A 25,990-nucleotide genomic window follows, 5' to 3' on the forward strand; every position below is an offset into this window, starting at 1 on the left:
AAAGACCGCCGACCACTGACCGCTGACCGCCGATTGCTTGTAAAACGAAATCGGCGGTCAGCGGTCGGTGGTCGGCGGTCAGTCTTAGCGGTAAAGCGCCGCTATTTCCCCTTCAACTTCACAAATGAAGGATCGTAAAGTTTCGAGTGGATTTGCTTCAATTTCGCCTCAGGGAATTTGATCACCTTGCGGTCATAAGTCATTAAACCGTTGGTTTCCACTTCTACGTCGGTAGTCTGCGTGTAAACAGCTGCCGAAAGGCCCTTTTTGATCAATGGTTCGAAGCGGTTGATAAACGTTTCGTAACGGTTATACAGCTCCTCCTGGTTTTTAAAGCTCTGGTAACCCCAGTTATCTTTCTGCTGCCAAACGTGCTGGTCGACCGGCAAACCTAATCCACCGAATTCACCCAAAACAATGATCTGCTTCTGGCCGAACAATTCCGGACGTGGCATTGCCGGTGCAGGATAGTTGTGCAAATCGATAATGTGCCCTACCGGCTCGAAATTGCCGCCACTGGCGCTATTCACGAGGCGCGACGGGTCGTACTGCATGGTCCAGTTAGTGATTTCCGCCGTTTTGAACTGCCCCCACGCCTCGTTGAATGGTACCCAAACGACGATAGACGGGAAGAAACGGTTGGCATCCATGATCGCCTTCCATTCTGTTTTGTAAATATTTTCGGACTCCGGCGTGCGGTTTTTGTCGCTTTCGTTGGCGGTAATGCCCGGGTGCATTCCCCAGTTGTTGCCCAGGTCGCCGCTCGGCATATCCTGCCAAACGAGCATACCAAGCTCGTCGCAATAGCGGTACCATCTCGCGGGCTCCACTTTCACGTGCTTACGGATCATGTTGAAGCCCATTTCCTTGGTTTTCAGGATATCGAACTTCAATGCCTCGTCGGTAGGCGCGGTGTAGAGGCCATCGGGCCACCAGCCCTGGTCGAGCGGGCCGTATTGAAAGAGGAATTTGTTGTTCAAAGTCATGCGCTGGATGCCGTTCTCATCCACCTGCACACCTATTTTACGCATTGCCGCGTAGCTTTTTACCTCGTCCACCGGCTTTCCGTTGCGGGTAAGGGTTACCGTCAGGTTATAGAGATTCGGCGAATCCGGTGACCAGAGTTTCGCGTCGCTGATATTCAGCGTAGCAGGCTGGTTTGCTGCCACTTCTTGTTCAGCCACTTTATTTACACCGTCCCATACAGTGATTTTCACTTTATCGGCTGCACCGGCGCCCGCTACTTCCGTATTCACGGTTAGCGTTTGTTTATCAATGTCGGCCACGGGGATAACCTTTGCAATATGGCTGGTCGCGACTGTTTCAAGCCAAACCGTCTGCCAAATGCCCGTTACCGGTGTGTACCAGATCCCATGCGGGTTTTTGATCTGCTTGCCGCGCGGTTGCGGGCCGTCGCTGCTCGGGTCCCACACTTTCACCACGATTTCCTGCTGCTTTTTCTTAACCAGCAAGTCGGTAATGTCGAAAGAGAAAGGATCGAAGCCGCCCTGGTGACTCCCGGCCGGTTTGCCGTTCACGAAAACTTCCGCTTTCCAGTCCACGGCGCCGAAATGCAGCAACACACGCTGATCTTTCAATTTGGGTGCAAAATCGATTAAGCGCTGGTACCAGAGAATGCTGTCCTTGCCCACGGTCTTACCCACGCCGGACAATGCGGATTCTACCGCGAAAGGAACGAGTATTTTACCATCAAATGCGGTTGGCTTGGCGTCACCCGCGCTGGCAGGAACGATAGCGTAATCCCACAGGCCATTGATATTCTGCCAGTTCTGGCGCACCATTTGCGGACGGGGGTATTCAGGAAGCGGGGTTGCTGCCACCACTTTCTCCGCCCATGGCGTTACGATCTTGCCTTGCACATACTTCCAGTCGACAGTTTGCTGCGCATAGGCCTGACCATACAGGCTGCCCAGGAGGACTCCCAGACTAAGCACTACTTTCTTCATCAGAGTTCGGTTTTTTGAGTAAATTTTAATTAGAACTACCAAAAGTAGCACCGGAATGCGCTCTACTGTACAAAAAACCGCAATATCTGCCCCGAAAACCCCGAACCGCCCGGGTATCAATAGCATAGCGATATCAGATTTTAGTTGCTAGATTTGGCAACATCACTCAAACATTACTATCCCATGAAAAGACTTTCCCTTACCCTGCTTGCGATGCTTACCTGCGTTTCCGCATTCGCTCAGGATTTCTCCGACAAGATCACGCTCGTCATACACGGGGGTGCAGGCACGATCACCCGGGCGAATATGAGCCCCGAAAGCGAAAAAGCATACCGCAACGCAATGAATACCGCATTGGAAAAAGGTTATGACGTGTTAAAAAAAGGAGGGACCAGCGTCCAGGCCGTAGAAGCTGCTATTCACGTGATGGAAGATTCCCCGTTGTTCAATGCGGGTAAAGGCGCCGTTTTCACCAATGAAAGTAAAAACGAACTGGACGCAGCCATTATGGAAGGCAAAACGCTGAAAGCGGGCGCAGTAGCAGGCGTTACAACAATCAAAAACCCCATTTCAGCCGCCATTGCGGTAATGGACCAGTCCGTCCACGTAATGATGGCCGGGAAAGGCGCCGAGCAATTTGCCAAAGAAAAGGGACTGGAAATCGTCGCCCCGTCTTACTTCTACACCGAAGCACGGTACAAGGCATTGGAGCGGGCTAAGGAGGCGGAAAAGGGAGAAAAGGAGGATGGAGTAAAGGGAGGAAAGGAGGATGGAGGAAAGGGAAAAAAGGGCAGTGGCCCCTTCGTCCCATCCTCCCATTCCTCCCTTTCCTCCCCTTCCTCCCCTTCCTCCCTTTCCTCCCCATCCTCCCATTCCTCCCATTCCTCCCCTTCCTCCATCAATTCCACGGAAGATTTGATTTTCACGGAGGGCAAGAAGTTTGGAACTGTCGGGTGTGTGGCTTTGGACAAATATGGCAACCTCGCGGCGGGGACTTCTACCGGCGGAATGACCAACAAGCGCTATGGCCGCATTGGCGACGCGCCGATCATCGGGGTCGGCACTTATGCCAACAATGCAACTTGCGCAGTTTCCGCTACCGGCCATGGCGAGTATTTCATTCGTTCGGTGGTAGCGCACGACATTTCCGCATTGATGGAATATAAAGGAATGTCGTTGGGCGATGCCGCGAATGAAGTGGTGATGAAAAAGCTGGTCGAGAGAGGTGGCGAAGGTGGTGTAATCGCGGTGGACCGGAACGGAAATGTGGCGATGCCATTCAATAGCGAAGGCATGTACCGCGGCTATATCAAAGCCGACGGCAAACGTGAAATATTGATTTACAAAGACTAGCAGTTTGTTTTAAAAACGCCATACAAAATCCATTGCTTTACGCGTTTTGAACATGTATAGTTTTGTAACCTCACGGCTTCTTTTCCTCTATATGAAATCAGTTTACAGCATTCTCTTACTGATCCTGCTTTCGGCGTACGCGCAAGCGTCACACCTGCGAGGCGGGGAAATCCTGGCAAGCCATGTGTCCGGGCAAACGTACAACATCAAGGTAAGGCTCTATCTTGACGTGGAAAACGGCGAGGGCGCGGTTAATGCGTTGAATTTGGTAACGGTTTGTATGGGCGACGGGGCCGTCAAAGACTTGCCCAGAACGTCGATCAGGGCAATTACCAACAAAGTATCGGTGGGAGAATTCCAGGTCAGCTACACCTTCCCTACTTCGGGCATTTACCAACTTTCGCTCGCATTGGACAATCGCACCGGACAAATACTTAACCTGCCGGATTCACAGTTTACGCCCCAATTTCTTTGGACAGTGCTCGATACGCAGCAGCAAAATTCCACGCCGGTCCTGCCAAATCTTGAATTCGAAGCCGGCGTCCGCCAGATATTTTCCGTAGATCTTAAACCCACAGTTGCCGACAACGACAGCATTACCATCCGGGTCGCGCGGCTTAGCAAGCCTTCACCGGGTACCTGCGGCGTGCGGATGCTGGATCATAGCTATTTATTCCCCAATGAAATCAGCGCTTCGGGTACATTTAAAATAGACGCGGTGCAGAAAAAACTGGTCTGGACTGCGCCTGAGGTGGTTGGTAATTACCTCTTTGCGATGGTGGTAACAGAATGGCGCGATGGTGCGAAGATTTCCGAAAGCTACCGTGAAGGAATGGTGACGGTGATCGACAGGCCCGGCGAAACGGTTGCAGTACCGCCTTACGAGTCGTCGGAGTACGGTGGCGTGATTACTTCAACGCCTGTGGTTTCTTCTTCCGAAGTCACGATGGCCATTCAGGCATACCCCGTGCCAACCGAAAGCTTCGTGACGGTAAAAGCGTACAGCAAGCAACGGGCGATCATCCGTTTGCAACTGATCGATATGAATGGTCGAGTACTGACCGAAATCGCCAGTAAAGTACCTGAAATAGCGGTACAGGAAGAATTCGACATGCGCAACCTTGCAAGCGGTATGTACCTTATCCGCGCGAGCAATGCCAAAGATTCGGTAACACAGAAAGTATTGAGATAATGCCCTTTGCTGTAATGGTACCGGGCATGAATGTCGTCCTATGGATATAGTTGTTTTAGGTGAAATCTAATTTCACGTATTACCATAGGTTAATTATTAAACAGAAAAGCGGCAGGTCCTGTGATTTGCCGCTTTCTTTTTTGCATAGCAATTGGCCCATTTATTCGCTGACCATTTCCTCTCCTTTCGGCTCCAATGCCGTGATCTTTTCCTGAAACAACCTGCTTTTAAGCAACATTTCCTTAATCATCGCCGCGTGCGAAAAAGTAATCATATGGCCTGCATTGTACAGGAAAATGTATTGTGCCCGCTTGCTTTTGATGTGTTTTTTAGCAAAATCGATATTGGCAGGATCGGCGATCCAGTCGTTACCTCCCTGGATGACTGTCGTAGGAACGCTTAGCCGTTCCCAAACCGGGAGAAGCTTCCGGAGCTCGTCGGCGTGGCTGTATTTTTCGGCGGTAGCCGCATTGAAAGCGCCCGGAAGAAACAACTGCACGAAGCTCATCCTGCCCCATTTGGAGAACCAGAAAAAGCGCTCCTTTTCGGGATCGATCACCGGGGATACCATAATGAGCTCCTTCACCTGATCCGGTGCCAGGGATGCCAGCTTTGCCGCGATCGGTGCGCCATACGAACGACCGAGCACAATGACTTTCTGGTCACTTTTGTTGAGCGAGAATACCGGGAGCAATGCATTTGCCTGCGTCTCGATCGAGGTCACATACCGCCGTTTTTTGAGCCGTGATTTACCATAACCGACCCTATCGACCGATACGATGTGGAAGTGCTTTTGCAGGTCCTCGTCGTCCATCAGGTTCATATATCCCCACAGAGAACCCGGAGCACCGTGAATGAGCAGCAGCATGGGGAGCGTGTCCGGACCCATGCTGGCGAGCGAAAGGGAAAGTGTGTCGTTCTTGATGAAAATCTCCTTCGGCTTGACTTTCTTATCGGCATAATGCCTCCGCACTTCCTTGGCTGAAATAATGTACCGCGAAAAGCAGGAGCTCAGTGAGACGGTCAAAGAAAGGAACAGGATAGCCGAACGAAGTAATTTAAAACTTAACATACGTCGTAAAGAATCTGCCTTATTTCCTAAATTCACAGGATATTTCAATATACGATTTTATCGGGAGAAAAAACTGACAATCGGCCTTTTTTGAAAAGAAAACGCCACTCTCAAAATTTTTCACTGCATTTCGTTGTTGGATATTCAAAAGCAGTGCCAGTAATGGTTTAACGGTATCGGTTAACCTCTATTTTAATGACAACCACCCAGCAAGCACTTTTCTTTGAGCGCCTTACCGCTCAGAATGAAAAATACACGTACAAACTGCCTTCACGCCAGGACGCGGGTAAATTCATTCAGAATCTGATCAATTTCCTCTTCCCGATCAGCAAGGATTGTCCCAGCTGCCCTGCCAAGGATCTGGCCATGAAATATGCCGATTTGCGTAACGATCTGAACTGCATGCTGCAACCGCTTCTGCCACAGCTCGAACGCGATACAGCGGAAATACTGGACGAAGTGTTTGCACAAATCCCCGGTATTTACGAGGCATTGCTGACCGACGCCAAATCCATTACCGACAATGACCCTGCTTCGGTGAGCATCGAAGAGGTGATTTCGGTGTACCCGGGTTTTATGGCCATTGCCACTTACCGTTTTGCGCATTCTTTTGCCAAAGCCGGTATTCCATTGCTCCCGCGTATGCTTACGGAATTTGCCCATAGCCAGACGGGCATCGATATTCACCCGAATGCGACCATCGGTCATTCGTTCTTCATCGACCACGGCACAGGCGTGGTGATCGGCGAAACGACTCATATCGGCAATAATGTGAAGTTGTACCAGGGTGTAACCCTCGGCGCGACGCACGTTTCGAAGTCGCTCGCCTCGCACAAGCGGCACCCGACGATTGAAGATAATGTGGTGGTGTATGCCAATGCGACTATCCTGGGAGGAGAAACCGTGATCGGCCACGACTCGATCATTGGCGGAAATGCCTGGCTAACGAAAAGCGTACCTCCATATTCCCTGGTTTATCACCAAAGCAAAATAGAGATACGCCAACATTCTTCGCCTTCCGTTACATAATGCTCCGGATAAATCTCCGGATGCCTTCCATATACACAGGCTCGGCCTGCGGGAATGCGTAACGTGGCTGGGTGGTCATGGTAATGCTGATAAACCCGAAGGTAAGGCACCACCATTCATAGTAAGTCTTAGTAACCAGATCTCCCGATTTCGGGCGGAGGCCTGCGATCATTTCCCATACCGGGTTATCCTTGATGCTCATCGCATTGCCATAAGCCTTTTTCGAATCGCAGTACGCGCCTTCGAGATTGAACATCACCTGGAATACCTCGGGGTTTTCGACCGCGAAATGCCAGATCGTCTGCGCGACTTCCACAAGTTGCTTCTGCGGATTGCTGAAATGCCCTTTTATCTTCACAAACTCCGTCTGCAAATAGTCGAAGCCTTCCATACGGATAGCTTCCAGGAGTTTGTCCTTACTTTCAAAATATTCATAGAGAATAGGCGGGCTGTATTCAATTACATCAGCGATCTTGCGAATCGAAACAGCCGTCCACCCGTCCTCACGGGCTATGTCCTTGGCTGTCTTAACGATGTCTGAGCGTACCTGTATTCTAAGCCGCTCTCTTCGCTCTACTATTCCCATGCTTAAAAGTGTCTTTTAGGATTGATTCAGAAATGATGTGATTCAAATATAAGCATATACCCCTTACACTTCAAGGCCACGCAAGCGGTGACTACGAAAAAAGTCCTTCAAAAATTCTTTACATTTTCTACAAACGCCGTCCATTAAATCAGACAGCCGATTCAGAAATTTAATGCTGATAAAATTTTTTTAAGCGGCCGGAAAGCTTATATTTCTGAACGTCGGGAGAGCCCATTCCGCTCAATTTTCTCCACTAACCGGTAGTTCGCCTCCTGCGCGCGCACCTTCCCGCGCGAGTCGTCGGAGATGCGTAAGTTGTTCTGATAGAGATCCAGCCGTACCGATTTCTGGTTGTCGTTCACATAATTCCGCAGCACAGTCCGCATCTGGTTTTTCAGCGTTTCGTCCAGTACCGGAAAGCAAATGTCGATCCGCCGATGGAGGTTACGGTGGGTCCAGTCACAGGATGTAAGGTAAATCTCGTCGTTACCGCGGTTACCGAAATGGAATATCCGGGTGTTCTCGACGTACCGGTCGACATGCCGGCTCACGACCACATTGTCGCTGATCGACGGCAATCCCGAGATCAGCCCGCAGCTCTCGCTCACGATCACATGCACGGGCACGCCCGCCTGACCTGCCTGGTAAAGCTTGTCGATCAGGATATGGTCCTGTAACTGGTTGATTTTAATGGTAATGAAAGATTTGAGCCCCGCGTTGCAGTTGGCAATCTCTCGGTCCATCAAATCGAGCAGGCGCTTTTGCAGGTTAAACTGCGTAACCTGTAATGTATTGAATGGAAGGTACTTATATTTCTTCGGCTCGTCTTGTGTGGACAGGTAACCGAACAGCAGTTCCAGCTCGTTGGTCAGCTCGCGGTGCGAGGTAAGCAATGCGTGATCCACGATTTCCCTGCTGGTGAGCCTGTAAAAACCGCCGGTACCGAGGAATGCATAACGCTCCCACCCTTTGTGAACCTTTCGTTTTACCAAAGCCATTTTCGCGTGCACTTTCAGGCCCGGTACGCTGAGTAATATCTTCACCCCGGCATCACGCATCTTTTTCGACCATTGCAGGTTCTCCTGAATATCGAGTTTAGTATTCAGTTCCACATAAGTCGTGACACGTTTGCCGTTTTTGGAAGCACTGATTAAAGAATTCAGTATAAATGAATTAGGACTTATTTTGTACAAAGAAACATGGATCTCGCGCACGTGCGGGTCCACCGCGGCTTCATTGAAGAACCGGACGATTGGTTCGTAAGATTGATAGGGCAAATGCAGCATCTGATCGCCCTGCTGAATGGCCTCGAAGACCGATTTCGTTTCGTCGAATTCGGGGTTCTGGACCGGCCGTTGATAGGGATAGTCGAGGCGCCGCGATATTACCGGAAATTTGGCCAGGTCCTGCATAAACAGGTAATCGCCCCGTTCGTGGAAGTCATTCATCGGGATCGACACCTTACCTACCAGATATTCGCGCACATACAGCGGCATCCCCGATTCATAAAAGTACTGCGACGGCTGCACGAAATTCCGCTTTTCAAGCTGTTTCAGAATGCGTTGCGCGACTTGCATCGGGTATTCGTCCTCGATGGCTAGCTCCGTTTCGCGCTCGACCCGCAATGCATAGCTTTCCAATACATTGTAGCCGGGAAAAAGCAGCGGCAGATTCTCGCGGATCACATCTTCCAGAAATGCGACATGGCGCTTACCTTCCCATTCAGGCAGTTCCAAAAAGCGGCTGTAAGGCTCGGAAGGCACATTTACCGATGCGTACCAATCTTCCTCGGCATCTTCCTTATGCTGCATCCTGACGATCAGGTACAATTGTTTGGATTCAAATGCAGGGGTTTTCAGCGTGCGGCGGCTATCCAGGAACACCGGCTGTAAATATCTGAACAGTTTATCCAGGAAAAAGCGCCTCACGAATGCCGCGTGCTCAGGTACAAATGCCTCCCGGTAATACAAATGCACGCCCTGTTCGAGCAAGGCGGGCAGAATGCCGGATATCAGAATGTCGTTGAACTCGCGGAGCTGGTTCTCAACCGTTTCGTAAACGTGTTCGAGGAGCGACTCCGGGAAAATGTTCAGTTTGGATCGGATGTCGTTGCTTACCTCCCCCATCGCAAGCAGGTTCGGGATACGCACCCGGTAGAACTCCTTGGTTTGGTAGGCGTAGATACCCAAAAACCGTAAACGCTCCCTTACCGGTACCGTTTCGTCTTTTGCTTCCAGCAGCAACCTGTAATTGTTCGAAAGCCAGCTAAGATTGGTATCAAAGTAAGGAAAGGCAACGTCGATCATTGAGTGTGGTGTAAAAGATTCAAAATTTGGTACAATATAAATACATTTGGCGGGTAAGGATATAACTTTGCGGTACAAAAAACAACGTTGGCAGGTAAGTTTCCGAAGCTATATCTACATTTAAAATTATCATTAAATCACTATGCGTTATCAATTATTAGGCCGCTCGGGTTTACGGGTATCGGAAGTTTGCCTGGGAGCCATGACCTTCGGAAAAGACTGGGGATGGGGAGCGGATAAGCACGAGAGCTTCAAGATTTTCGAAGCCTTCGCCAACGCAGGCGGCAACTTCATCGACACCGCGAACCGGTACACCGAGGGCACTTCGGAAAAATACGTCGGCGAATTCATCGAAACCGACCGCGACCATTTTGTGCTCGCAACCAAGTTTACGCTCAAAGACCGTAACGACGACCTGAATTTCGCGGGTAACCACCGTAAAAACATGATGCGCTCGGTAACATCGAGCCTCAAACGCCTCAATACCGAGTACATCGACCTCCTCTGGGTGCATATGTGGGACAACACCACGCCTGCCGAAGAAGTCATGCGCGGACTGGACGACCTGGTGACCCGCGGACTGGTGCATTACATTGGCATTTCCGATACGCCCGCCTGGATCGTTTCGCAAGCCAATACCATCGCCGATTTCCGTGGCTGGAATGCATTTGCCGCCATTCAGTTCGAGTACTCGCTCCTGCAACGCACACCCGAGCGCGACCTGCTACCGATGGCCAAAGCCCTCGACCTGGCCGTAACCCCCTGGGGAGCCATTGGCGGAGGCGCATTGACGGGCAAGTACCTCCGTGGTGAAACCGGCCGCGTGCCCGACCATAGCACCCGCAGAAGCGACCACAGCAGCCTGATTGCGCAAACCGTAGTGGACGTAGCCGCGGAACTCGGCGTAACGCCGGCGCAAGTGGCGATCAACTGGACGCGCCACCGCGACCAGGTAATGATCCCGATCGTCGGCGCATCGAAAGAAAGTCAATTGATAGATTCCCTCGGCTGCCTCGATTTCCGTCTACCGGAAGAAGCGCTCCAAAAACTGCACGAGGTAAGTAAAATAGAACTAGGCTTCCCCCATGAATTCCTGAAATCCGACGGGGTGAAGGAAGAGGCGTTTGGGGGGTTGTATGAGAGTTTGGATAATCATAGGGGGTAGATGCCGTCGGCGGTCGGTGGTCGGCGGTCAGAATATTTGACCACCGACAGCCGACCGCGGACGGCCGAATGCTTATTTTCCCCAGCTCTCCGGTGCCACGCGCCATGCGGCGAGGCTCTCTACCTGTTCGGCGCTGACGTAGTTGTGCTCTAATGCGACGTCGATCAATGCATTGTAATTGCTGATCGTATCGAGCTGGACGTTTTTAGCTTTGAAATTATCGGCGGCTACCTGGAAGCCGTAGGTAAATATGGCTACCATTCCGGCTACTTCTATTCCAGCTTCGCGGAGGGCGTCTACTGTTTTGAGGGAGCTTCCGCCGGTTGAGATCAGGTCTTCGATAATCACTACCGACTGGCCTTTTTCCAGTCTGCCTTCGATCTGGTTACCCATGCCATGCTTTTTGGGCTCGGGGCGTACGTAGGCGAAAGGCAATTCGAGCACGTCGGCTACCAATGCACCCTGCGCAATACCACCCGTGGCTACGCCTACGATCGCTTGCGCATCCGGGTACTTTTCGCGGATCAGCTCGGCCAGCGCCTTTTTGATGAAGGTGCGGGTATCGGGGTACGACAATGCCACGCGGTTGTCACAATAAATCGGTGAAAACCAGCCAGAGCTCCATTGGAACGGCTTTGCGGGACTGAGCTTGATGGCCTGCGCTTCCAGAAGCAGCTCGGCGATTCGTTTTGTTATATCCAGATCGTTCGACATTATTAATCTTCGGATTCCTCCTGTTTATTATAATTGGTTACTAAAAGCTTGTCTATCCGGCTGCGGTCCATGTCGATCACCTCGAACTCGAAATGTCTCCAATTGAATTTCTCGCCGGTTTGCGGAATGTTTTCCAGGACATGCAGCACAAAACCACCGAGCGTATTGAAGCCTACCAGCTCCCGGCGCTCGCTATCCTGGATATTGATATTGAAATACTGAATAAAATCGTCGAATGGCAACTGCGCATCGATGAGGTAACTACCATCCTCGCGCTTCACGATTTCTGACGCCTCTTCGATATCCTCGGAAATGTCGCCCACCAATGCATCCATAATGTCGTGCATCGTCACCACACCTAATGTACCGCCGTATTCGTCGACGATAATGCCGTAATACACACGTTGCTCCTTGAATTTTTCGAGCGCCTGGTAAGCCCGGTTGCTTTCCGGCAGATAAACCGGATCGCGCATAATGGCCGTCAAATGTGCCATTTGTATTTCCAGATCGGTCGCGATCAGGTCTTTTACATAAATCAGGCCCACAACGTCGTCGACATTGCCCCGGCAGACGGGGTAAATGGAATGCCGTGCGTCCAGGATTTTGGCCTTGTTTTCTTCCACCGAATCTTCCAGGTCGAGCCACACGATTTCCTGGCGGTTGGTCATGAGCGAGGTTACCTTGCGATCACCGAGCTGGAACACATTATGCACGATTTCCTGCTCTATTTCTTCAAAAACACCGCCGGAAGTACCTTCCTGGATGAGGCTTTTGATCTCCTCCTCGGTAACTGCGTTTTCAGATTGCTTAATATTTAAAACCCTGATTATCAAATCACTTGAAATACCTAGCAATGCGATAAACGGGGCGGTTGCTTTCGAGAGCAGGTTCATTGGCGTGGCCATTACCTTTGAAATGGCTTCCGGATTGGACATACCAATGCGTTTCGGCACCAGCTCGCCAAGCACGAGCGACAAATACGTGATCACTACGAGCACCGAACCCACTGCGAGCGAATGCGCGTAAGGTGCCAGCTCGGGTACGCGGGAAATTATTTGCTCAAAATCGGCAGTGATATTGTCGCCACTGTACATACCGGTCAGCAAACCGATGAGCGTAATGCCGATCTGAACGGTGGAAAGAAATTTTGTAGGGGAATTCGCCAGGTTTAATGCTGCCTTCGCGCTCGAATCGCCATTCTTGGCTGCGGCCTCCAGGCGCGATTTTCGGGAGGAAACCAGTGCTATCTCTGACATGGAAAAAAGGCCATTGAGCAGCACCAGAAGTAGAATTATGAGGAGTTCCAAGAACTGTTTAGTTGTTACAAATACAAATTTATCAATAATAATCTCTGCCTAAACTAAACTCTTTACTTAATTTTGCGATCCATTCACGTACCCATTCCAAAATGACCATTTTTTTCGACGACCGTCCAGTCAGAATTGTACGGACCAATCAGTTGTCTGCCGCCGAAACATCGCGTTTTGAGCATATCGTAGATCTGCGGCTGGAAAAATTGCAGAGAAGCATGCTGACGGGCCACGTCCTGTTCCTGAATTCCACGACCACGAGCGCCATCCAGGTGATCCAGATGCTCGAAAAGGAATTCCCCAAGGACATGCTTTCGATCACGATGGCTACGCGCGAGAAGTCGGAGGTGGAGGACAAAATCAAGGCACAATACAAGGTGATCAAAGCCGCCGGCGGCGTAGTGGTGAAAGGTGGCAAATGGCTCTTCATGTACCGCCGCAAAATGTGGGATTTACCAAAAGGAAAGCTCGACAAAGGCGAAAACTCAAAAGTGGCCGCTACCCGCGAAATCGAGGAAGAAACTGGCGTAAAAGCGCTGATCCGCGACAAAATCTGCACCACCTGGCATACCTACACGCTGAATAACAGCCGCATTCTGAAACGCACCAAATGGTACCTTTTCGATTGCCTCGACGATTCACAAATGAGCCCGCAAGCCGAAGAACAGATCGAAAAACTGGACTGGTACGAGCCCTCGGATGTGAAACCCCTGCTAATACAGTCGTACAGCTCGATCCGCTACGTGGTCGACAGCCTGAATAAGATACATAACCTGAAAGAATCCTGAAAAACGGCCGTCTAGTGATCCTGGGCGGCCTTTTTCAGTTCAGATAATGAATAGGGAAGAAAATTGTCCACGGCCTGTCCATAGCGGTGCAGGTCGCGGATAATGCTCGAACTGATCGGTGCCAAAGCCGGCGAAGTGATCAGGAAAACGGTCTCTATTTCTTCGTACAAATATCTGTTAACCTGCGAGATACCATTTTCGTATTCAAAATCGGTGGTGTTCCGCAAGCCCCTCAGCAAAAACCTCGCGCCAAGTTCACGGGCAGTATGGGCCGTCAGGTCGTCGTAGGTAACCACCTTCACATTCGGCTCGGAAGAGAAAGTCTTCTCGATCATCTCCTTCATCACTTCCAGCGGGAAATAGCGCTTTTTGGTGGCGTTGTTACCGATCCCGATCACCACCTGATCGAACAGCCTGAGCCCGCGCAGGACAATGTCCTCATGCCCCCTGGTGAACGGATCGAAAGATCCCGGAAATAGTGCTATACGAGTCATAGGAGGAATATTAGGAGGAAATGAGATAAGTATTGAACAATCCGAAATACCGGTGACCAGGCACTTCGGCGCATTGCGGGCTGTATTTCAGCGTCGTAGGCCGGGTACCCATGTGTAAGTTCGGGAAAAACCGCGAAAGCTCCTGGTACGAATCCGACGTCGGCGCGATTTCTCCGTAGCAAAGCACCTTGATTTCCTCGGGTAAAATATTCAACTGGCTCAATGTGAACAGGATAATGTAAGCAAGCTCCTGAACCTGGGCATATTTGAAACGATTGCAAAGCAACAGCTGCTGGCTCTCGCTCACGACCAATGTGAAGTGGTCTTTTTCAAAATACAGGGACATCATCCGCATTTCCTGATGCTCCACATGGTTCACCAGCGAACCGATCGCCAATGCGCTCGTGAGGTGGTAGAATGTGACCGTGGAAGCGCTGAAATGATTCACGACCCAATCGTACCAAAGCTCCTGAACACTGAAAACGTTCTGCGCGTGTACGAGCGGAAGGTCGTGCCAAAGCACTTTCTCGTGCTTCGAAACCGGGTTACCCAAGGCAAAAGAAAGGTATTCATAAGCCGATTCCGGCTTGAAAAGCACATTCGGTACCAATGTGAATGCATGCGAATTGACCGTCACGCATACATTGTTCCAGTTATTCGACGACCACGACAAATGCCCGCTGAAAATCCGTTTTAGCCGTTCGAAAATTTCGGCCGGTGTGAGTGCATTCTCAAAGAAATAATCTTCCAGCCAGATGCATTCCATGTTTTCGTCCCTCACGATGCAAAAGCGGATACGCCGCTCGTCGAGCTCGATACAGAGCGTACAAAGCGGAATGCTGGCCGCATCGAAGGAATTGTCTCCTACCAACAGCGTCGGAATAACTTCAATTAACTGGTTTTCAGAATTTGCCACGTCGTCGGGGTGGTGTTGTTTAATGTTTATGCCGGCGTCAGCTTCCGGAAATATACTTGTTGAGTTCAAAAATCCCAGCCAGGGAAGCGACTTTGTTCAAAATCCGGTGCTTATGCGCGGGTAAAATCGCCTGGATTTCTTCCCAGGACAAAAACCGGACATCGCGGATGACCTGCCCGTCGGCGGCCAGTTCGGGATCGAAACCGGAAGCGAGCTGGCCGGTGAAGGATTCGATTTCAAAAAACAGCTCCACCGCATGCAGCGGATCGGCAATATGCTCATTTACAAACAATAGCTCTCCCACGATCACTTCCAGGCCGGTTTCCTCGCGGAACTCGCGGGCCAAAGCGTGCTCGGCCGTTTCTCCGAAATACACGCCACCGCCCGGAGGCGACCAGAACGCATCGTCGGCATAAAGGGAGTGATTGACCAGCAACAGGCGGTCCTCATGCACGCAAACGCCGCACACACGTACCCGCACGGAGCCGCCGTAAATAGATCCTATGTCTGCATTTAATGTCGCCAAAACCTGTTTTTTTTGAACGGGCAAAGATAACCATCCCCCCAGAATAGGCAAGACATAATTATGCCAGCCCACATCCGGCGGCGCGATTGCGGGTCACGAAAACCCGTCGCGTAGACGTGTTCATTCGTAGAAAAAAAGGGCGTCGCTCAGGAGTAAGGGCTTCCGGAAATGTAGCTTTCGAGCGTATTGATATGCTCCTTCTGCTCATGAATGATCGCGGAAACGATGTCGTTGATCGAGATAATGCCGACCAGCTGTCCGTCGCGGTTCACAGGCAGGTGGCGGATATGCTTGTCCGACATGATCTGCATACATTCCTCGATTTTCGCGTCCGTTTCCACCGTAATTACCCTGCTGGTCATTACGTCGCGGATCAGCGTGTCTCTCGATGCGCGTCCCTGCAATATCACTTTACGCGCATAGTCGCGCTCGGAGAAGATACCGATCAATTCATTATCTTCAAGTACCAAAACTGCCCCAATGTTCTTCTCGGCCATGAGTTCCAGAGCCTCAAACACTGTGTTGTCCTGCGTAACCGACCAAATCGCATTGACAGGCTTGTTGCCCATTACATGTTGTACCAGCATAGATGTTTAGGTTTGGGGATTTTCAGATAAGGGAGTCTAATATATGGATTTGACCTATTAAAATCCAATAAAATCTGTGTATTATTTTGTTAAAAAATCCGGTTTTTGATAATCGGAATCGATGCGTTAGATTCGTTCCATGGACACCGACAAACTTTTGCCTTCCCATTTGTTACGCAGGCAATTCCCGTTCCGGCCTACCGAAGGCCAGCTTCGTTTTTTCGAAAAAACCAATGATTTTCTGATTGAAGAAAAGGGACTGGAACGTTACAGAGACTGTTTTTTGCTCAAAGGTTATGCCGGAACCGGTAAAACGACGATCATCAGCACGCTCATCAAAGTGTTGAAAAACTTCGGCTATAAATCGGTGCTCCTCGCCCCTACCGGACGGGCTGCGAAGGTCATGTCGGGTTATTCGGAAAAAATCGCGCTTACGATCCACAAGAAGATTTACAAACAGACCGCCGACGCCTTTTCGGGCACATTATCCTTTCAGCGGCAAAAGAATTACCACGATAATACATTGTTTATCGTCGATGAAGCATCCATGATCACCGACGATGCCGATTTCGGCAGCCGCAGCCTGCTCGCCGACCTCGTTGAATTTGTATTTGAAAACCCGGGCAACAAGCTCATGCTCGTAGGCGATACCGCGCAGCTCCCGCCCGTGGGCAAGGACCTCAGTCCCGCATTGGACGGCGATTACCTTGAAAGGACATTCTATATGTCTGTTTTTCAGGAGGAATTAAAGGAGGTAATGCGGCAGGACGAGCAATCGGGCATTCTCTTCAATGCGACCCAGCTGCGCAACCAGCTTAGTGCGGAGGCCGCGGATATTCACATTACCACCCGCTCCTACCGGGATGTGTTCAAAATGACGGGCGAAAAGCTGGAAGAAGGCCTTCGGTATGCCTATGATAAATATGGTACCGAAAACTCCATTATCCTGACGCGTTCGAACAAAGCAGCCGTTCAATACAACCAATACATTCGCCGGGTCATTAACTTTTCGGAGGAAGAGCTCGACGCAGGCGACCGGTTGATGGTCGTGCGGAACAACTACAACATTCTCGACGAAGATTCCCCTGCCGGGTTCATTGCCAACGGTGATTTTGTGGAATTGCTGAAAATCCGCAAAACACAGGAAATGCATGGCTTCCGCTTCGCCGATGTAACGTTACGGCTGACAGATTACGACAAGCAACCCGAATTCGATGCGAAGATTTTCCTCGACACTTTGCATTCACCTTCGGCCTCGATGTCGGCGGAAGACAATAAGAAGCTGTACGAGAGCGTGCAGCAGGATTATTTTTATATCAAATCCAAAAAGGACCGTGTGGAAGCATTGCGGAAAGATCCGTATCTGAATGCATTGCAGGTCAAATTTGCCTACGCGCTCACGTGTCACAAGGCGCAAGGCGGGCAATGGAGCGCGGTGTTCATTGACCAGGGTTATTTACCTGAGGAACAGATCAATACCGAATTCATCCGGTGGCTGTACACGGCCATTACCCGCGCTACCGACGAAGTTTTCCTGATGAATTTTCACCCGCAGTTTTTCAAATAATGCATTTGGGATACTAATGCATTCAGGCAGGTACCGAAGCGCGTTGGAGTCGATCATTGATAGCTAAGCCTAACCCGCTGGCCGGTACCAGTTCCGCTTTAATCTCGGAAACAGGTAACCCGTCGAGCTCGCGCAGGTACGCGAAAAGGTTATGCGCCGCTTCCTTCAAATCGCGGTTCGGGCTGAGCAGGCGCTGGTATTTCCGATCGGCGCCTTCCAGATACCGGTCGAACATCAGATACCCCGTTTCAGCATCCCCCGGCACGATTTCATCTCTCCTATATAAATGTAAAGGCTTCCGCGGCGCGTAATGGCTTTTAAGCATTCCCGGCGCCTTCGGGTCGGACGTTGAATGCGGCATAAGCACCACCGGGCCGATCAGCGATTCAATTTCATTGATATCCAGCCCACCCAGCCGGTACACGATCGTCTCATCGTTTTCAAAACCCAATATCGTCGACTCGATTCCTACCTCGCATTCGCCACCGTCCAGAATGTAGGGAATGCGGTCGCCGAGCTGTTGGTCCACGTGCTCCGGTTTGGTAGGGCTAATGTAGCCGAAAGGATTCGCGCTTGGTGCAGCAAGCGGAAAGGTCAGCTGCGCAAGCAGTTCCAGCGTGAGCGGGTGGTTGGGAATCCGTACGGCAACCGTATCGAGCCCCGAGGTTACCAGATCCGGCACAATGTCCTTTTTGGGAAGCAGCAGGGTAAGCGGCCCTGGCCAGAAGCGGCTCGCCAGCACCCGCGCTTTTTCGGGGATGTCGGACACGTAAATAGCCGCTTTTTCGATGGAATCAGTATGGATAATGAGCGGATCGAATGCAGGGCGGTTCTTTGCTTCGAAAATAGAGAGTACCGCTTTTTCGTTCAATGCATCGCCTGCGAGGCCGTAAACGGTTTCGGTAGGAATGGCCACCAATTCGCCTTTTATCAGAAATTCTTTTGCGACATCAAGGTCGCTGCCGGTAACTGCCAAAATATTATTCTGTTTTTAAAACACAAAAATACGGCGGCGCGGAAGAAATCCGAGTATATGCATTTAGATTGTTTTTAAATAACCCCAAATCAAGAAAAGTTGGCGCTCCGTTACCTGATACCTTTTTATATTTATTGGTTAAATAGTACTATCTAAACAACCCTTTACTATGTTTCAAATCAAAGAACAGCCTGCTGTGTTCGACGTCGCCATCATCGGCTCGGGCGCGGGAGGTGGAATGGCAGCTTATCAACTTGCCAAAGCGGGTGCCAAGGTGGCTCTTTTGGAAGCAGGTGGATATTTCGACCCTGCTGATCCAAAATACATTACACAGCTGAAATGGCCTTATGAATCGCCACGCCGCGGCGCGGGCAATCATCGCCCTTTCGGTGATTTCGATGCGGCCTGGGGTGGATGGGAAATCGAGGGAGAGCCCTATACACACAAGAACGGAACACAATTCGACTGGTTCAGATCACGTATGCTCGGTGGCCGTACCAACCACTGGGGGCGCATTTCCCTTCGTTTCGGACCAAAAGACTTTAAAAGGAAGAGTATCGACGGCCTCGGCGACGACTGGCCGATCAGCTACGACGACGTGAAGCCTTATTATGATCAGGTCGATAAACTGATCGGTGTTTTCGGGACTGTTGAAGGCCTCGATAACGAACCGGACGGTATCTTCCTTCCCCCGCCGAAGCCGCGTTTGCACGAGCTTTTCCTGAAACAGGCGGGTAAAAAAGCGAACATTCCGGTGATCCCTTCCCGTTTGTCGATCCTTACCAAGCCTATCAACGACCAGCGCGGCGTTTGTTTCTATTGCAGCCAGTGCTCGCGGGCGTGCCAGGCGTATGCGGATTTCTCGTCATCGTCGGTGTTGTGTATTCCTGCGATCAAGACCGGTAACGTAACCCTGATCAACAATGCGATGTGCCGCGAGGTGCTTACCGATCCTTCAACAGGACTGGCCACTGGCGTATCGTACATCGACCGTGAAAAACTGACAGAGCATACTATTAAGGCAAAAGTTGTGGTTCTGGCGGCCTCGGCGGCGGAATCTTCCCGTTTGCTGTTGAACTCGAAATCTGCCCGTCACCCGAACGGTCTGGCGAATTCCAGCGGTGTGGTAGGCCGTTACCTGCACGATTCAACCGGTGCTTCGCGTGGCGCATTCCTGCCTCACCTCATGGACCGCAAGCGTTACAACGAGGACGGCGTAGGCGGTATGCACGTGTACACCCCATGGTGGCTCGACAACAAGAAACTCGACTTCCCACGCGGCTACCACATCGAGTACGGCGGCGGTATGGGCATGCCTGCTTACGGTTTCGGTTCAGGAATCGAGAATTTGAATGGTAAATATCCTACCAAAGCAGGTGTTACCAAAGAAGCAGGCGGCTACGGCGCGTCTTTGAAAGAAGATTACCGTCGTTTCTACGGAGCCAATATCGGCATGGCCGGTCGCGGTGAGGCGGTGCCTGATTATAACAACTACTGCGAAATCGACCCGAATGTGGTGGATAAATTCGGTATCCCAGTATTGCGCTTCCATTACAAATGGTCTGATTACGAGATCAAACAGGCGAAGCACATGCACGACACTTTCGAGGAAATGATCCATGCCTTGGGCGGCGTCGCGAACGGTACCAAACCCGGCGCGGATACCAACTACGGTCTGGCAGCTCCGGGACGTATTATCCACGAAGTAGGAACCGTGCGTATGGGTGACGATCCGAAAACTTCCGCATTGAACAAGTTCTCGCAGGCGCACGAGGTGAAAAACGTGTTCGTGGTAGATGGCGGCTCGTTCGTATCACAGGCCGACAAAAACCCGACCTGGACGATCCTCGCACTCTCTATGCGTGCTTCCGAGTACATTATCAATCAGGTTAAACAGAAAAATATCTAACATTTGAACCCTGTTCAAATCATAAGCATATGAAACGCAGAGATTCATTAAAGTCATTGACGCTGAGCTCGCTGGGGATCGCCGCATTGAGCCCTCAGGTGGCATTAGCCGAGCAGCGGGAGCTCGAAATGCAAACCCCGCCGGAAACCCCGCTTAAAATTCCGGGCGGAAGAACGAAAGAAGAAGCAATCCGCGACGCCAAACTGGCCAAAGAAAAATTCCTGACCGCGCCGGAACTGGCGACGATCAAGGTTTTGGTTGACATTATCATCCCCGCCGACGCTACTTCGGCCAGCGCATCGCAAGCAGGTGTGGTGGAATTTATCGACTTCATCGTGAAGGATATGCCGCAGCATCAAACGCCTTTGCGCGGCGGTCTGAGATGGATCGAAAGGGAATCGCTCAACCGTTTCGGCAAAGGATTTACATTGGCTACCAAAGCGCAGCAGATCCAGATCGTAGACGATATCGCTTACCCACAAAAAGCGAAACCTATTCACAGCCAAGGTGTTGCATTCTTCAATCTGATGCGCAACCTGACGGCATCCGGCTTTTATACTTCCAAAATCGGCATCGCTGATTTGGGTTATAAAGGAAACACGCCCAATGTATGGGAAGGCGTTCCGGAGGATGTTTTGAAACAGTATGGTTTGAGCTACGATTAAGCTTTAAGCTTGTCGAAAACTGATAAATGTTACGAGTAACCGGTGCGCCATTGATGTCAATGGCGCACTTTTATTATCTTTGGCCCAAAATACGTATCCGGCTGCATGCAATTATCCGACAACATAAAAGATTCATATTCAAGCCAATATGATGAAAAATCTGTAAATTGGCGTAATACCGGCGCTCGTTACAAAGCGCTTAATATTGTAGAACTTTCCAAATCGATCCAGTTCAAAAACGTGTTGGAAGTAGGTGCCGGCGAAGGAAGTATCCTGAACTGGCTGTCGCAATGGAATTTTTGTCCGGATTTAAATTGTGTCGAGATTTCCGAGAGCGGGATCGAACTGATCAAGTCGAAAAATATCAGGAATCTCAACGATGTGGTGTTATTCGACGGATACAAAATACCCTATCCCGACAATCATTTCGACCTGGTCATTTGCTCGCACGTTTTGGAGCATGTGGAGCATGAGAGGATATTGTTGCGGGAGATCAAGCGCGTGTCAAAGTACCAGATTTTTGAGGTACCTATTGATTTTTCATTCTATGTGGACAGGAAGTTAACGCATTTTCTTTCCTACGGCCATATCAATATTTACACGCCGGCATTATTCCGGTTTCTGTTGAAGTCTGAGAATTTCGAGGTAAAGCAAGACATTAATCACCTCTATCACGACGAGGTGCTGAAACTTTCGTATGGCGACAGAAAAGCACCCTACTACATTACGAAGATCAAGCACGCAATTCTGGAAATGGTACCATATTTGCGCGGTATCAAGCCCAGCTCTTACGCAGTACTAACTCAGAAGAACGAAAAGCAGCTTTCTATTTTCTAGCTGTGACTGTTTCTTTGTATAAGCAAAAAGCCCAGTTTCGAATGAAACTGGGCTTTTTGCTTATACAACCGCGGAGCGGGATTAATACAACTTCTGACGCTGCTGCTTCACCGTCTCGTCGGTCAGGAACTCGTCGTAAGTCATGAGCTTGTCGAGGATTCCTTTTGGTCCGATTTCGATAATGCGGTTCGCGACAGTTTCCACGAACTGGTGGTCATGGGAGTAGAACAGCAGGCAGCCTGTGAAGTCGATCAGACCGTTGTTCAATGCGGTGATCGATTCAAGGTCAAGGTGGTTGGTGGGGTCGTCGAGTACCAATGCATTCGCGCCCGAGAGCATCGTACGCGAGAGCATACAACGCACCTTTTCACCTCCTGAAAGTACTTTTGCCTTTTTCAAAGACTCTTCACCGGAGAAAAGCATCCGGCCCAGGAAGCCGCGGATAAAGCTTTCGTCTTTTTCCTCGGAATACTGACGTAGCCAGTCTACCAGGTTCAAATCCACATCAAAGAACTGTCCCGGATCTTTTGGGAAATACGATTTGGTGATCGTAACGCCCCAGGTAAATTCGCCCTTATCCGCTTTATCAACTTCGCTGATTATATCGAACAATGAGCTGATAGCCATGACATTGCGGCTTACAAATGCAATTTTATCGCCTTTATTGACAGTAAAATTGATGTTATCAAACAGTTTTGTTCCATCCTCGGCGGTTTTGGAAAGACCTTCCACACGCAAAAGCTGGTCACCCACTTCCCGTTCCGATTTGAATGCGATGTAAGGATATTTACGAGACGAAGGCTTAATATCATCGACCGTTAGTTTCTCCAAAAGCTTCGCACGCGAAGTAGCCTGCTTGGATTTCGAAGCATTCGCACTGAAACGGCGGATAAAATCTTCCAATTCCTTACGCTTCTCATCCGCCTTCTTGTTAGCATCCTGGCGCTGCTTCAATGCAAGCTGGCTCGACTGGTACCAGAACGAGTAGTTACCCGAGAACAGCTGTACTTTGCTGAAATCGATATCCACGACGTGCGTACAAACCTCATCGAGGAAGTGACGGTCGTGGGAAACTACGATTACTGTATTCTTGAAATCGGCGAGAAAGTTTTCGAGCCAAAGTACCGTTTCAACGTCAAGGTTGTTGGTAGGCTCATCGAGCAGGAGTACATCGGGGTTACCGAAAAGCGCTTGTGCAAGCAGGACGCGTACCTTGTCGTTCGCATTCAAATCACCCATCTGGGAATGGTGCAGGTCTTCGCCGAGGCCCAGGCCGCTCAAAAGCTGCGCAGCTTCGGTTTCGGCCTCCCAGCCATTCAAATCAGCGAATTCCGCTTCCAGGTCAGCGGCCTTTTCGCCGTCCGCGTCGGTGAAATCTTCTTTGGCGTAAATGGCTTCACGCTCTTTCATTACTTTATAAAGCCGTTCGTGGCCGAGGATCACCGTGTCCATAACAGTGTATGCATCAAACTCGAACTGGTCTTGTTTCAGGAATGTCATACGCTCGCCCGGATTCATGCTCACATTACCGGTCTGCGGCTCGATTTCGCCTGAAAGAATCTTCAAAAATGTGGATTTCCCGGCTCCGTTAGCGCCAATCACGCCATAGCAGTTACCTGGAACAAACTTTATATTTACTTCGTCGAACAATACCCTTTTACCGTATCGCAGCGATACGTTCTGAACCGTAATCATCTGTAAATTGATTATTTATGAATGAGACCGCAAAATTACAAAAATCGGTCTGATTTAGCATCCTTGCAAGATCTAATTGCAAACAAAACTCTCGCCCCGGACCGGATTTACACTTCCGGTCATACCATTTTCGACGCTCCTACTGACTAATGCCGGAACATGACCGGCGGAAGCCTAAATGCTTCCAAATACCGGCGGCTAACTCGTGATCACCCTACATACAACGGAGTTGTTGGACTCAAAAAGGCGCTTCTACCTTAGGGTTTCAACAATTGCGCGCTGCTTATGAACAGTCTCACTAACCGGGAATTTTGGTTGGACTATTGGAAAAGCAAACCCAACATAATTTTCCGAATTCCGGATAACCATCCATTTCTTCCATTGCTAAGGGAACTGACAGAAAAGTCCGGCCTTCGATCTTCTCTCGAAATCGGCGGTTTCCCTGGATACTACTCCATATGGTTAAAAAGAGAAATGGGTGTCGAGGCGACATTGCTTGACTATGTAATCGACCAAAACACGATCAATAAGTTACTGAATATTAATAGCCTTAATACCGGCGACATCACCACCGTCGAAGACGATCTTTTTAATTACAATCCGGAAAGGAAGTTTGATCTGGTGATGTCCAACGGTTTGATCGAACATTTCGAAGACACCAGGGCGATCATTCAAAAGCACGCTTCATTTCTTGCTCCCGGCGGGCATATTCTCATTACGCTTCCAAATTTCCGCGGCTTAAATGGCTGGTTTCAAAAGAAATTCGATCATGCCAATTTCGAAAAGCACTTTATCGAGTGCATGGATATCTATTATCTCAGAAAGATCTGCAAGGAAATTGGTTTAAAAAACATCGAAGTATGCTACTCGGGCCGGTTTATGCTTTGGCTTGAAAACGAACAAATGCTGAGTTTATGGATCCGTTTGTTCCGCAAATCTACTTGGATTGTATTAAAGGCTCTTACCAAAATTCTCCCCTTCGAGAGCAAAGCTCTTTCTCCATTCATTGTCATCACTGCACACTTATGAAGGTCGTGTTTATCAATACAAGCGACAGCAGCGGCGGCGCCGCTATTGCCTGCTTACGCTTACAAAAAGCACTGGAAAAACATTTGGGCATTCAGGGCACCATCCTGGTTCAGGAAAAGAAGATGCAAAACCCCGCGGTAATATCACTTTCACCCACACCTTTGAAAAAGAAACTGGCATGGCTAAGGTTTGTTGCAGAAAGGCTTCTTTTCCTGCCCTATGAAAAATCAAAGGACATTCGCTTTCTCTTCAACCGTGGTATGGTCGGCATCGACATCAGTTCTCATCCAGCCGTTCAGAATGCCGACATCATACATCTGCACTGGATTACCTTTGGCTTTCTTTCCACCCACTCTTTGAAAAAACTGTTTGCACTGGGGAAACCTATCGTTTGGACATTCCATGATATGTGGCCGTTTACGGGCGGCTGTCACCATAGCGGAGATTGCGACCATTACCGGCAGCAATGCGGAAACTGCAAATTCGTAAAGAAACCAGGTATCAATGACATTTCTAAAATGAACTGGCTGGCAAAACGAGCGGCTTACGGTTTGCTCTTTTCAGTAGGTTGCAGCAATTGGATTGCCCGTAAGGCTTCGGAAAGCAGCTTAATGGCCGGTTGTTATATTGATTCCATTCCCAATCCGATCGACATAAACATATTCACTCCGTTACCCAAATGCCAGGCAAAACTGCAACTCAATATCCCGATCGATAAACATTACATATTGTTCGCGTCCATGCGGATCAATGCTTTGAAGAAAGGATTTTCCTATTTTGAAGAAGCGCTGCATATTTTCAAATCCAGCAACAAACGAGCGTTCGATAATATCGAAATCATTGTTTTCGGCTCCGGTGACTATCAAGTTTTGAACCATCTGCCATTTCCGGTGCACAACCTCGGCCACCTAGTAAGCGAATCACAGATTAATGCAGCTTACAGCGCCGCGTCGGTTTTTGTAACTCCCTCGTTGGAAGAGAATTTGCCTAATACAATTATGGAATCATTAGCATGTGGAACACCTGTCGTCGGTTTCAAAGTAGGCGGGATACCGGAAATGATTGAACATAAAGTGAATGGTTATTTGTCGGACTACGCTTGCCCGGAATCGCTCGCGGAGGGGATCAGCTGGATCTTGAAAAATAACAGTGATGGACAACTGTCGCATCACGCAAGGCAAAAAGTATTGGAATGTTACTCAGAAGAGGTAGTCGCCGCAAAATATGGTAGTATCTATAATCATATTCTCGCAAAGAGATAATGCAAACAAAACAGGCCGGTAATGAACCGGCCTGCGTATGAAAAT

23 protein-coding genes are annotated in these 25,990 nt (G+C 49.8%); 11 read left to right on the top strand and 12 right to left on the bottom strand.

The window, feature by feature from the left end; genetic code table 11:
* Window positions 1–101: 101 nt before the first annotated feature.
* Window positions 102–1,967: a glycoside hydrolase family 2 protein gene (locus BLQ88_RS02995; protein WP_090146582.1), complete on the bottom strand. Its 1,866-nt coding sequence runs from the start codon at window positions 1,965–1,967 to the stop codon at window positions 102–104.
* 183 nt (window positions 1,968–2,150) lie between these two features.
* On the opposite strand from BLQ88_RS02995, the gene BLQ88_RS03000 reads away from it, so the two are divergent.
* Both BLQ88_RS03000 and BLQ88_RS03005 read left to right on the top strand, forming a co-directional pair.
* A complete protein-coding gene (locus tag BLQ88_RS03000) occupies window positions 2,151–3,320 on the top strand; it encodes an isoaspartyl peptidase/L-asparaginase family protein (RefSeq protein WP_090146584.1) in 1,170 nt (389 codons plus the stop codon).
* A gap of 91 nt (window positions 3,321–3,411) precedes the next feature.
* A complete protein-coding gene (locus BLQ88_RS03005; RefSeq protein WP_090146586.1) occupies window positions 3,412–4,512 on the top strand; it encodes a T9SS type A sorting domain-containing protein in 1,101 nt (366 codons plus the stop codon).
* A gap of 160 nt (window positions 4,513–4,672) precedes the next feature.
* Here the strand turns inward: BLQ88_RS03005 and BLQ88_RS03010 are convergent, their stop codons facing one another.
* Window positions 4,673–5,584: an alpha/beta fold hydrolase gene (locus tag BLQ88_RS03010; protein ID WP_090146588.1), complete on the bottom strand. Its 912-nt coding sequence runs from the start codon at window positions 5,582–5,584 to the stop codon at window positions 4,673–4,675.
* Between the two features lie 195 nt (window positions 5,585–5,779).
* Here BLQ88_RS03010 and epsC point away from each other — a divergent pair, with 195 nt between their 5' ends.
* On the top strand, window positions 5,780–6,613 hold the full coding sequence (gene epsC, locus BLQ88_RS03015; RefSeq protein WP_090146590.1) for a serine O-acetyltransferase EpsC: 834 nt from the start codon (window positions 5,780–5,782) through the stop codon (window positions 6,611–6,613).
* Here the strand turns inward: epsC and BLQ88_RS03020 are convergent.
* A complete protein-coding gene (locus tag BLQ88_RS03020) occupies window positions 6,606–7,199 on the bottom strand; it encodes a TetR/AcrR family transcriptional regulator (protein ID WP_090146601.1) in 594 nt (197 codons plus the stop codon). The two genes, epsC and BLQ88_RS03020, sit on opposite strands and share 8 nt — an antisense overlap.
* A gap of 206 nt (window positions 7,200–7,405) precedes the next feature.
* Entirely contained in the window at window positions 7,406–9,505 is a 2,100-nt protein-coding gene (gene ppk1, locus BLQ88_RS03025; protein WP_090146603.1) for a polyphosphate kinase 1, read from the bottom strand.
* Window positions 9,506–9,647: 142 nt separating this feature from the next.
* Between ppk1 and BLQ88_RS03030 the strand changes: the two genes are divergently transcribed.
* A complete protein-coding gene (locus tag BLQ88_RS03030; protein ID WP_090146605.1) occupies window positions 9,648–10,670 on the top strand; it encodes an aldo/keto reductase in 1,023 nt (340 codons plus the stop codon).
* 72 nt (window positions 10,671–10,742) lie between these two features.
* Here BLQ88_RS03030 and pyrE read toward each other — a convergent pair whose 3' ends face one another.
* Entirely contained in the window at window positions 10,743–11,384 is a 642-nt protein-coding gene (pyrE, locus tag BLQ88_RS03035) for an orotate phosphoribosyltransferase (protein WP_090146607.1), read from the bottom strand.
* Window positions 11,385–11,386: 2 nt separating this feature from the next.
* Complete coding sequence (locus BLQ88_RS03040; protein WP_090146609.1) at window positions 11,387–12,691, bottom strand: hemolysin family protein; 1,305 nt, start codon at window positions 12,689–12,691, stop codon at window positions 11,387–11,389.
* Between the two features lie 101 nt (window positions 12,692–12,792).
* Here BLQ88_RS03040 and BLQ88_RS03045 point away from each other — a divergent pair, with 101 nt between their 5' ends.
* Window positions 12,793–13,482 (top strand): NUDIX hydrolase, encoded by a 690-nt coding sequence (locus BLQ88_RS03045; RefSeq protein WP_090146611.1) that lies wholly within the window; start codon window positions 12,793–12,795, stop codon window positions 13,480–13,482.
* 11 nt (window positions 13,483–13,493) lie between these two features.
* Here the strand turns inward: BLQ88_RS03045 and coaD are convergent, their stop codons facing one another.
* The 4 genes from coaD to BLQ88_RS03065 all read right to left on the bottom strand — a co-directional run bounded on the left by coaD (window position 13,494) and on the right by BLQ88_RS03065 (window position 15,987).
* Window positions 13,494–13,976: a pantetheine-phosphate adenylyltransferase gene (gene coaD / locus BLQ88_RS03050; RefSeq protein ID WP_090146612.1), complete on the bottom strand. Its 483-nt coding sequence runs from the start codon at window positions 13,974–13,976 to the stop codon at window positions 13,494–13,496.
* A gap of 10 nt (window positions 13,977–13,986) precedes the next feature.
* On the bottom strand, window positions 13,987–14,892 hold the full coding sequence (locus BLQ88_RS03055) for a DUF3822 family protein (protein ID WP_090147103.1): 906 nt from the start codon (window positions 14,890–14,892) through the stop codon (window positions 13,987–13,989).
* Window positions 14,893–14,929: 37 nt separating this feature from the next.
* Window positions 14,930–15,418, bottom strand: a complete 489-nt coding sequence (locus tag BLQ88_RS03060) for an NUDIX domain-containing protein (RefSeq protein WP_090147104.1) — start codon at window positions 15,416–15,418, stop codon at window positions 14,930–14,932.
* A gap of 146 nt (window positions 15,419–15,564) precedes the next feature.
* The gene (locus BLQ88_RS03065; RefSeq protein WP_090147106.1) at window positions 15,565–15,987 is read right to left on the bottom strand and encodes a CBS domain-containing protein; all 423 of its coding nucleotides are present in this window, start codon (window positions 15,985–15,987) and stop codon (window positions 15,565–15,567) included.
* Between the two features lie 157 nt (window positions 15,988–16,144).
* Here BLQ88_RS03065 and BLQ88_RS03070 point away from each other — a divergent pair, with 157 nt between their 5' ends.
* Window positions 16,145–17,572 carry an ATP-dependent DNA helicase gene (locus BLQ88_RS03070; protein ID WP_090146614.1) on the top strand — a complete coding sequence of 476 codons (1,428 nt, stop codon included), beginning with the start codon at window positions 16,145–16,147 and terminating at the stop codon, window positions 17,570–17,572.
* 22 nt (window positions 17,573–17,594) lie between these two features.
* Here the strand turns inward: BLQ88_RS03070 and BLQ88_RS03075 are convergent, their stop codons facing one another.
* The gene (locus BLQ88_RS03075; RefSeq protein WP_090146616.1) at window positions 17,595–18,548 is read right to left on the bottom strand and encodes an L-threonylcarbamoyladenylate synthase; all 954 of its coding nucleotides are present in this window, start codon (window positions 18,546–18,548) and stop codon (window positions 17,595–17,597) included.
* Between the two features lie 169 nt (window positions 18,549–18,717).
* Here BLQ88_RS03075 and BLQ88_RS03080 point away from each other — a divergent pair, with 169 nt between their 5' ends.
* The 3 genes from BLQ88_RS03080 (at window position 18,718) to BLQ88_RS03090 (ending at window position 21,959) form a co-directional block, all read left to right on the top strand.
* Window positions 18,718–20,457, top strand: a complete 1,740-nt coding sequence (locus BLQ88_RS03080) for a GMC family oxidoreductase (protein ID WP_090146618.1) — start codon at window positions 18,718–18,720, stop codon at window positions 20,455–20,457.
* A 29-nt stretch (window positions 20,458–20,486) separates the two neighbouring features.
* Window positions 20,487–21,122: a gluconate 2-dehydrogenase subunit 3 family protein gene (locus BLQ88_RS03085; protein WP_090146620.1), complete on the top strand. Its 636-nt coding sequence runs from the start codon at window positions 20,487–20,489 to the stop codon at window positions 21,120–21,122.
* A 105-nt stretch (window positions 21,123–21,227) separates the two neighbouring features.
* Window positions 21,228–21,959, top strand: a complete 732-nt coding sequence (locus BLQ88_RS03090) for a class I SAM-dependent methyltransferase (protein WP_090146622.1) — start codon at window positions 21,228–21,230, stop codon at window positions 21,957–21,959.
* Between the two features lie 81 nt (window positions 21,960–22,040).
* On the opposite strand, the gene BLQ88_RS03095 is transcribed toward BLQ88_RS03090, so the two are convergent.
* Complete coding sequence (locus tag BLQ88_RS03095; RefSeq protein WP_090146624.1) at window positions 22,041–23,654, bottom strand: ABC-F family ATP-binding cassette domain-containing protein; 1,614 nt, start codon at window positions 23,652–23,654, stop codon at window positions 22,041–22,043.
* 285 nt (window positions 23,655–23,939) lie between these two features.
* On the opposite strand from BLQ88_RS03095, the gene BLQ88_RS03100 reads away from it, so the two are divergent.
* Together BLQ88_RS03100 and BLQ88_RS03105 are read left to right on the top strand one after the other, a co-directional pair.
* A complete protein-coding gene (locus BLQ88_RS03100; RefSeq protein ID WP_090146626.1) occupies window positions 23,940–24,683 on the top strand; it encodes a methyltransferase domain-containing protein in 744 nt (247 codons plus the stop codon).
* The gene (locus tag BLQ88_RS03105) at window positions 24,569–25,945 is read left to right on the top strand and encodes a glycosyltransferase (protein WP_229212555.1); all 1,377 of its coding nucleotides are present in this window, start codon (window positions 24,569–24,571) and stop codon (window positions 25,943–25,945) included. Before BLQ88_RS03100 ends, BLQ88_RS03105 begins: the two co-directional genes overlap by 115 nt.
* Window positions 25,946–25,990: the final 45 nt, after the last annotated feature.

This window comes from Dyadobacter soli (assembly GCF_900101885.1).
GTDB lineage: Bacteria > Bacteroidota > Bacteroidia > Cytophagales > Spirosomataceae > Dyadobacter > Dyadobacter soli.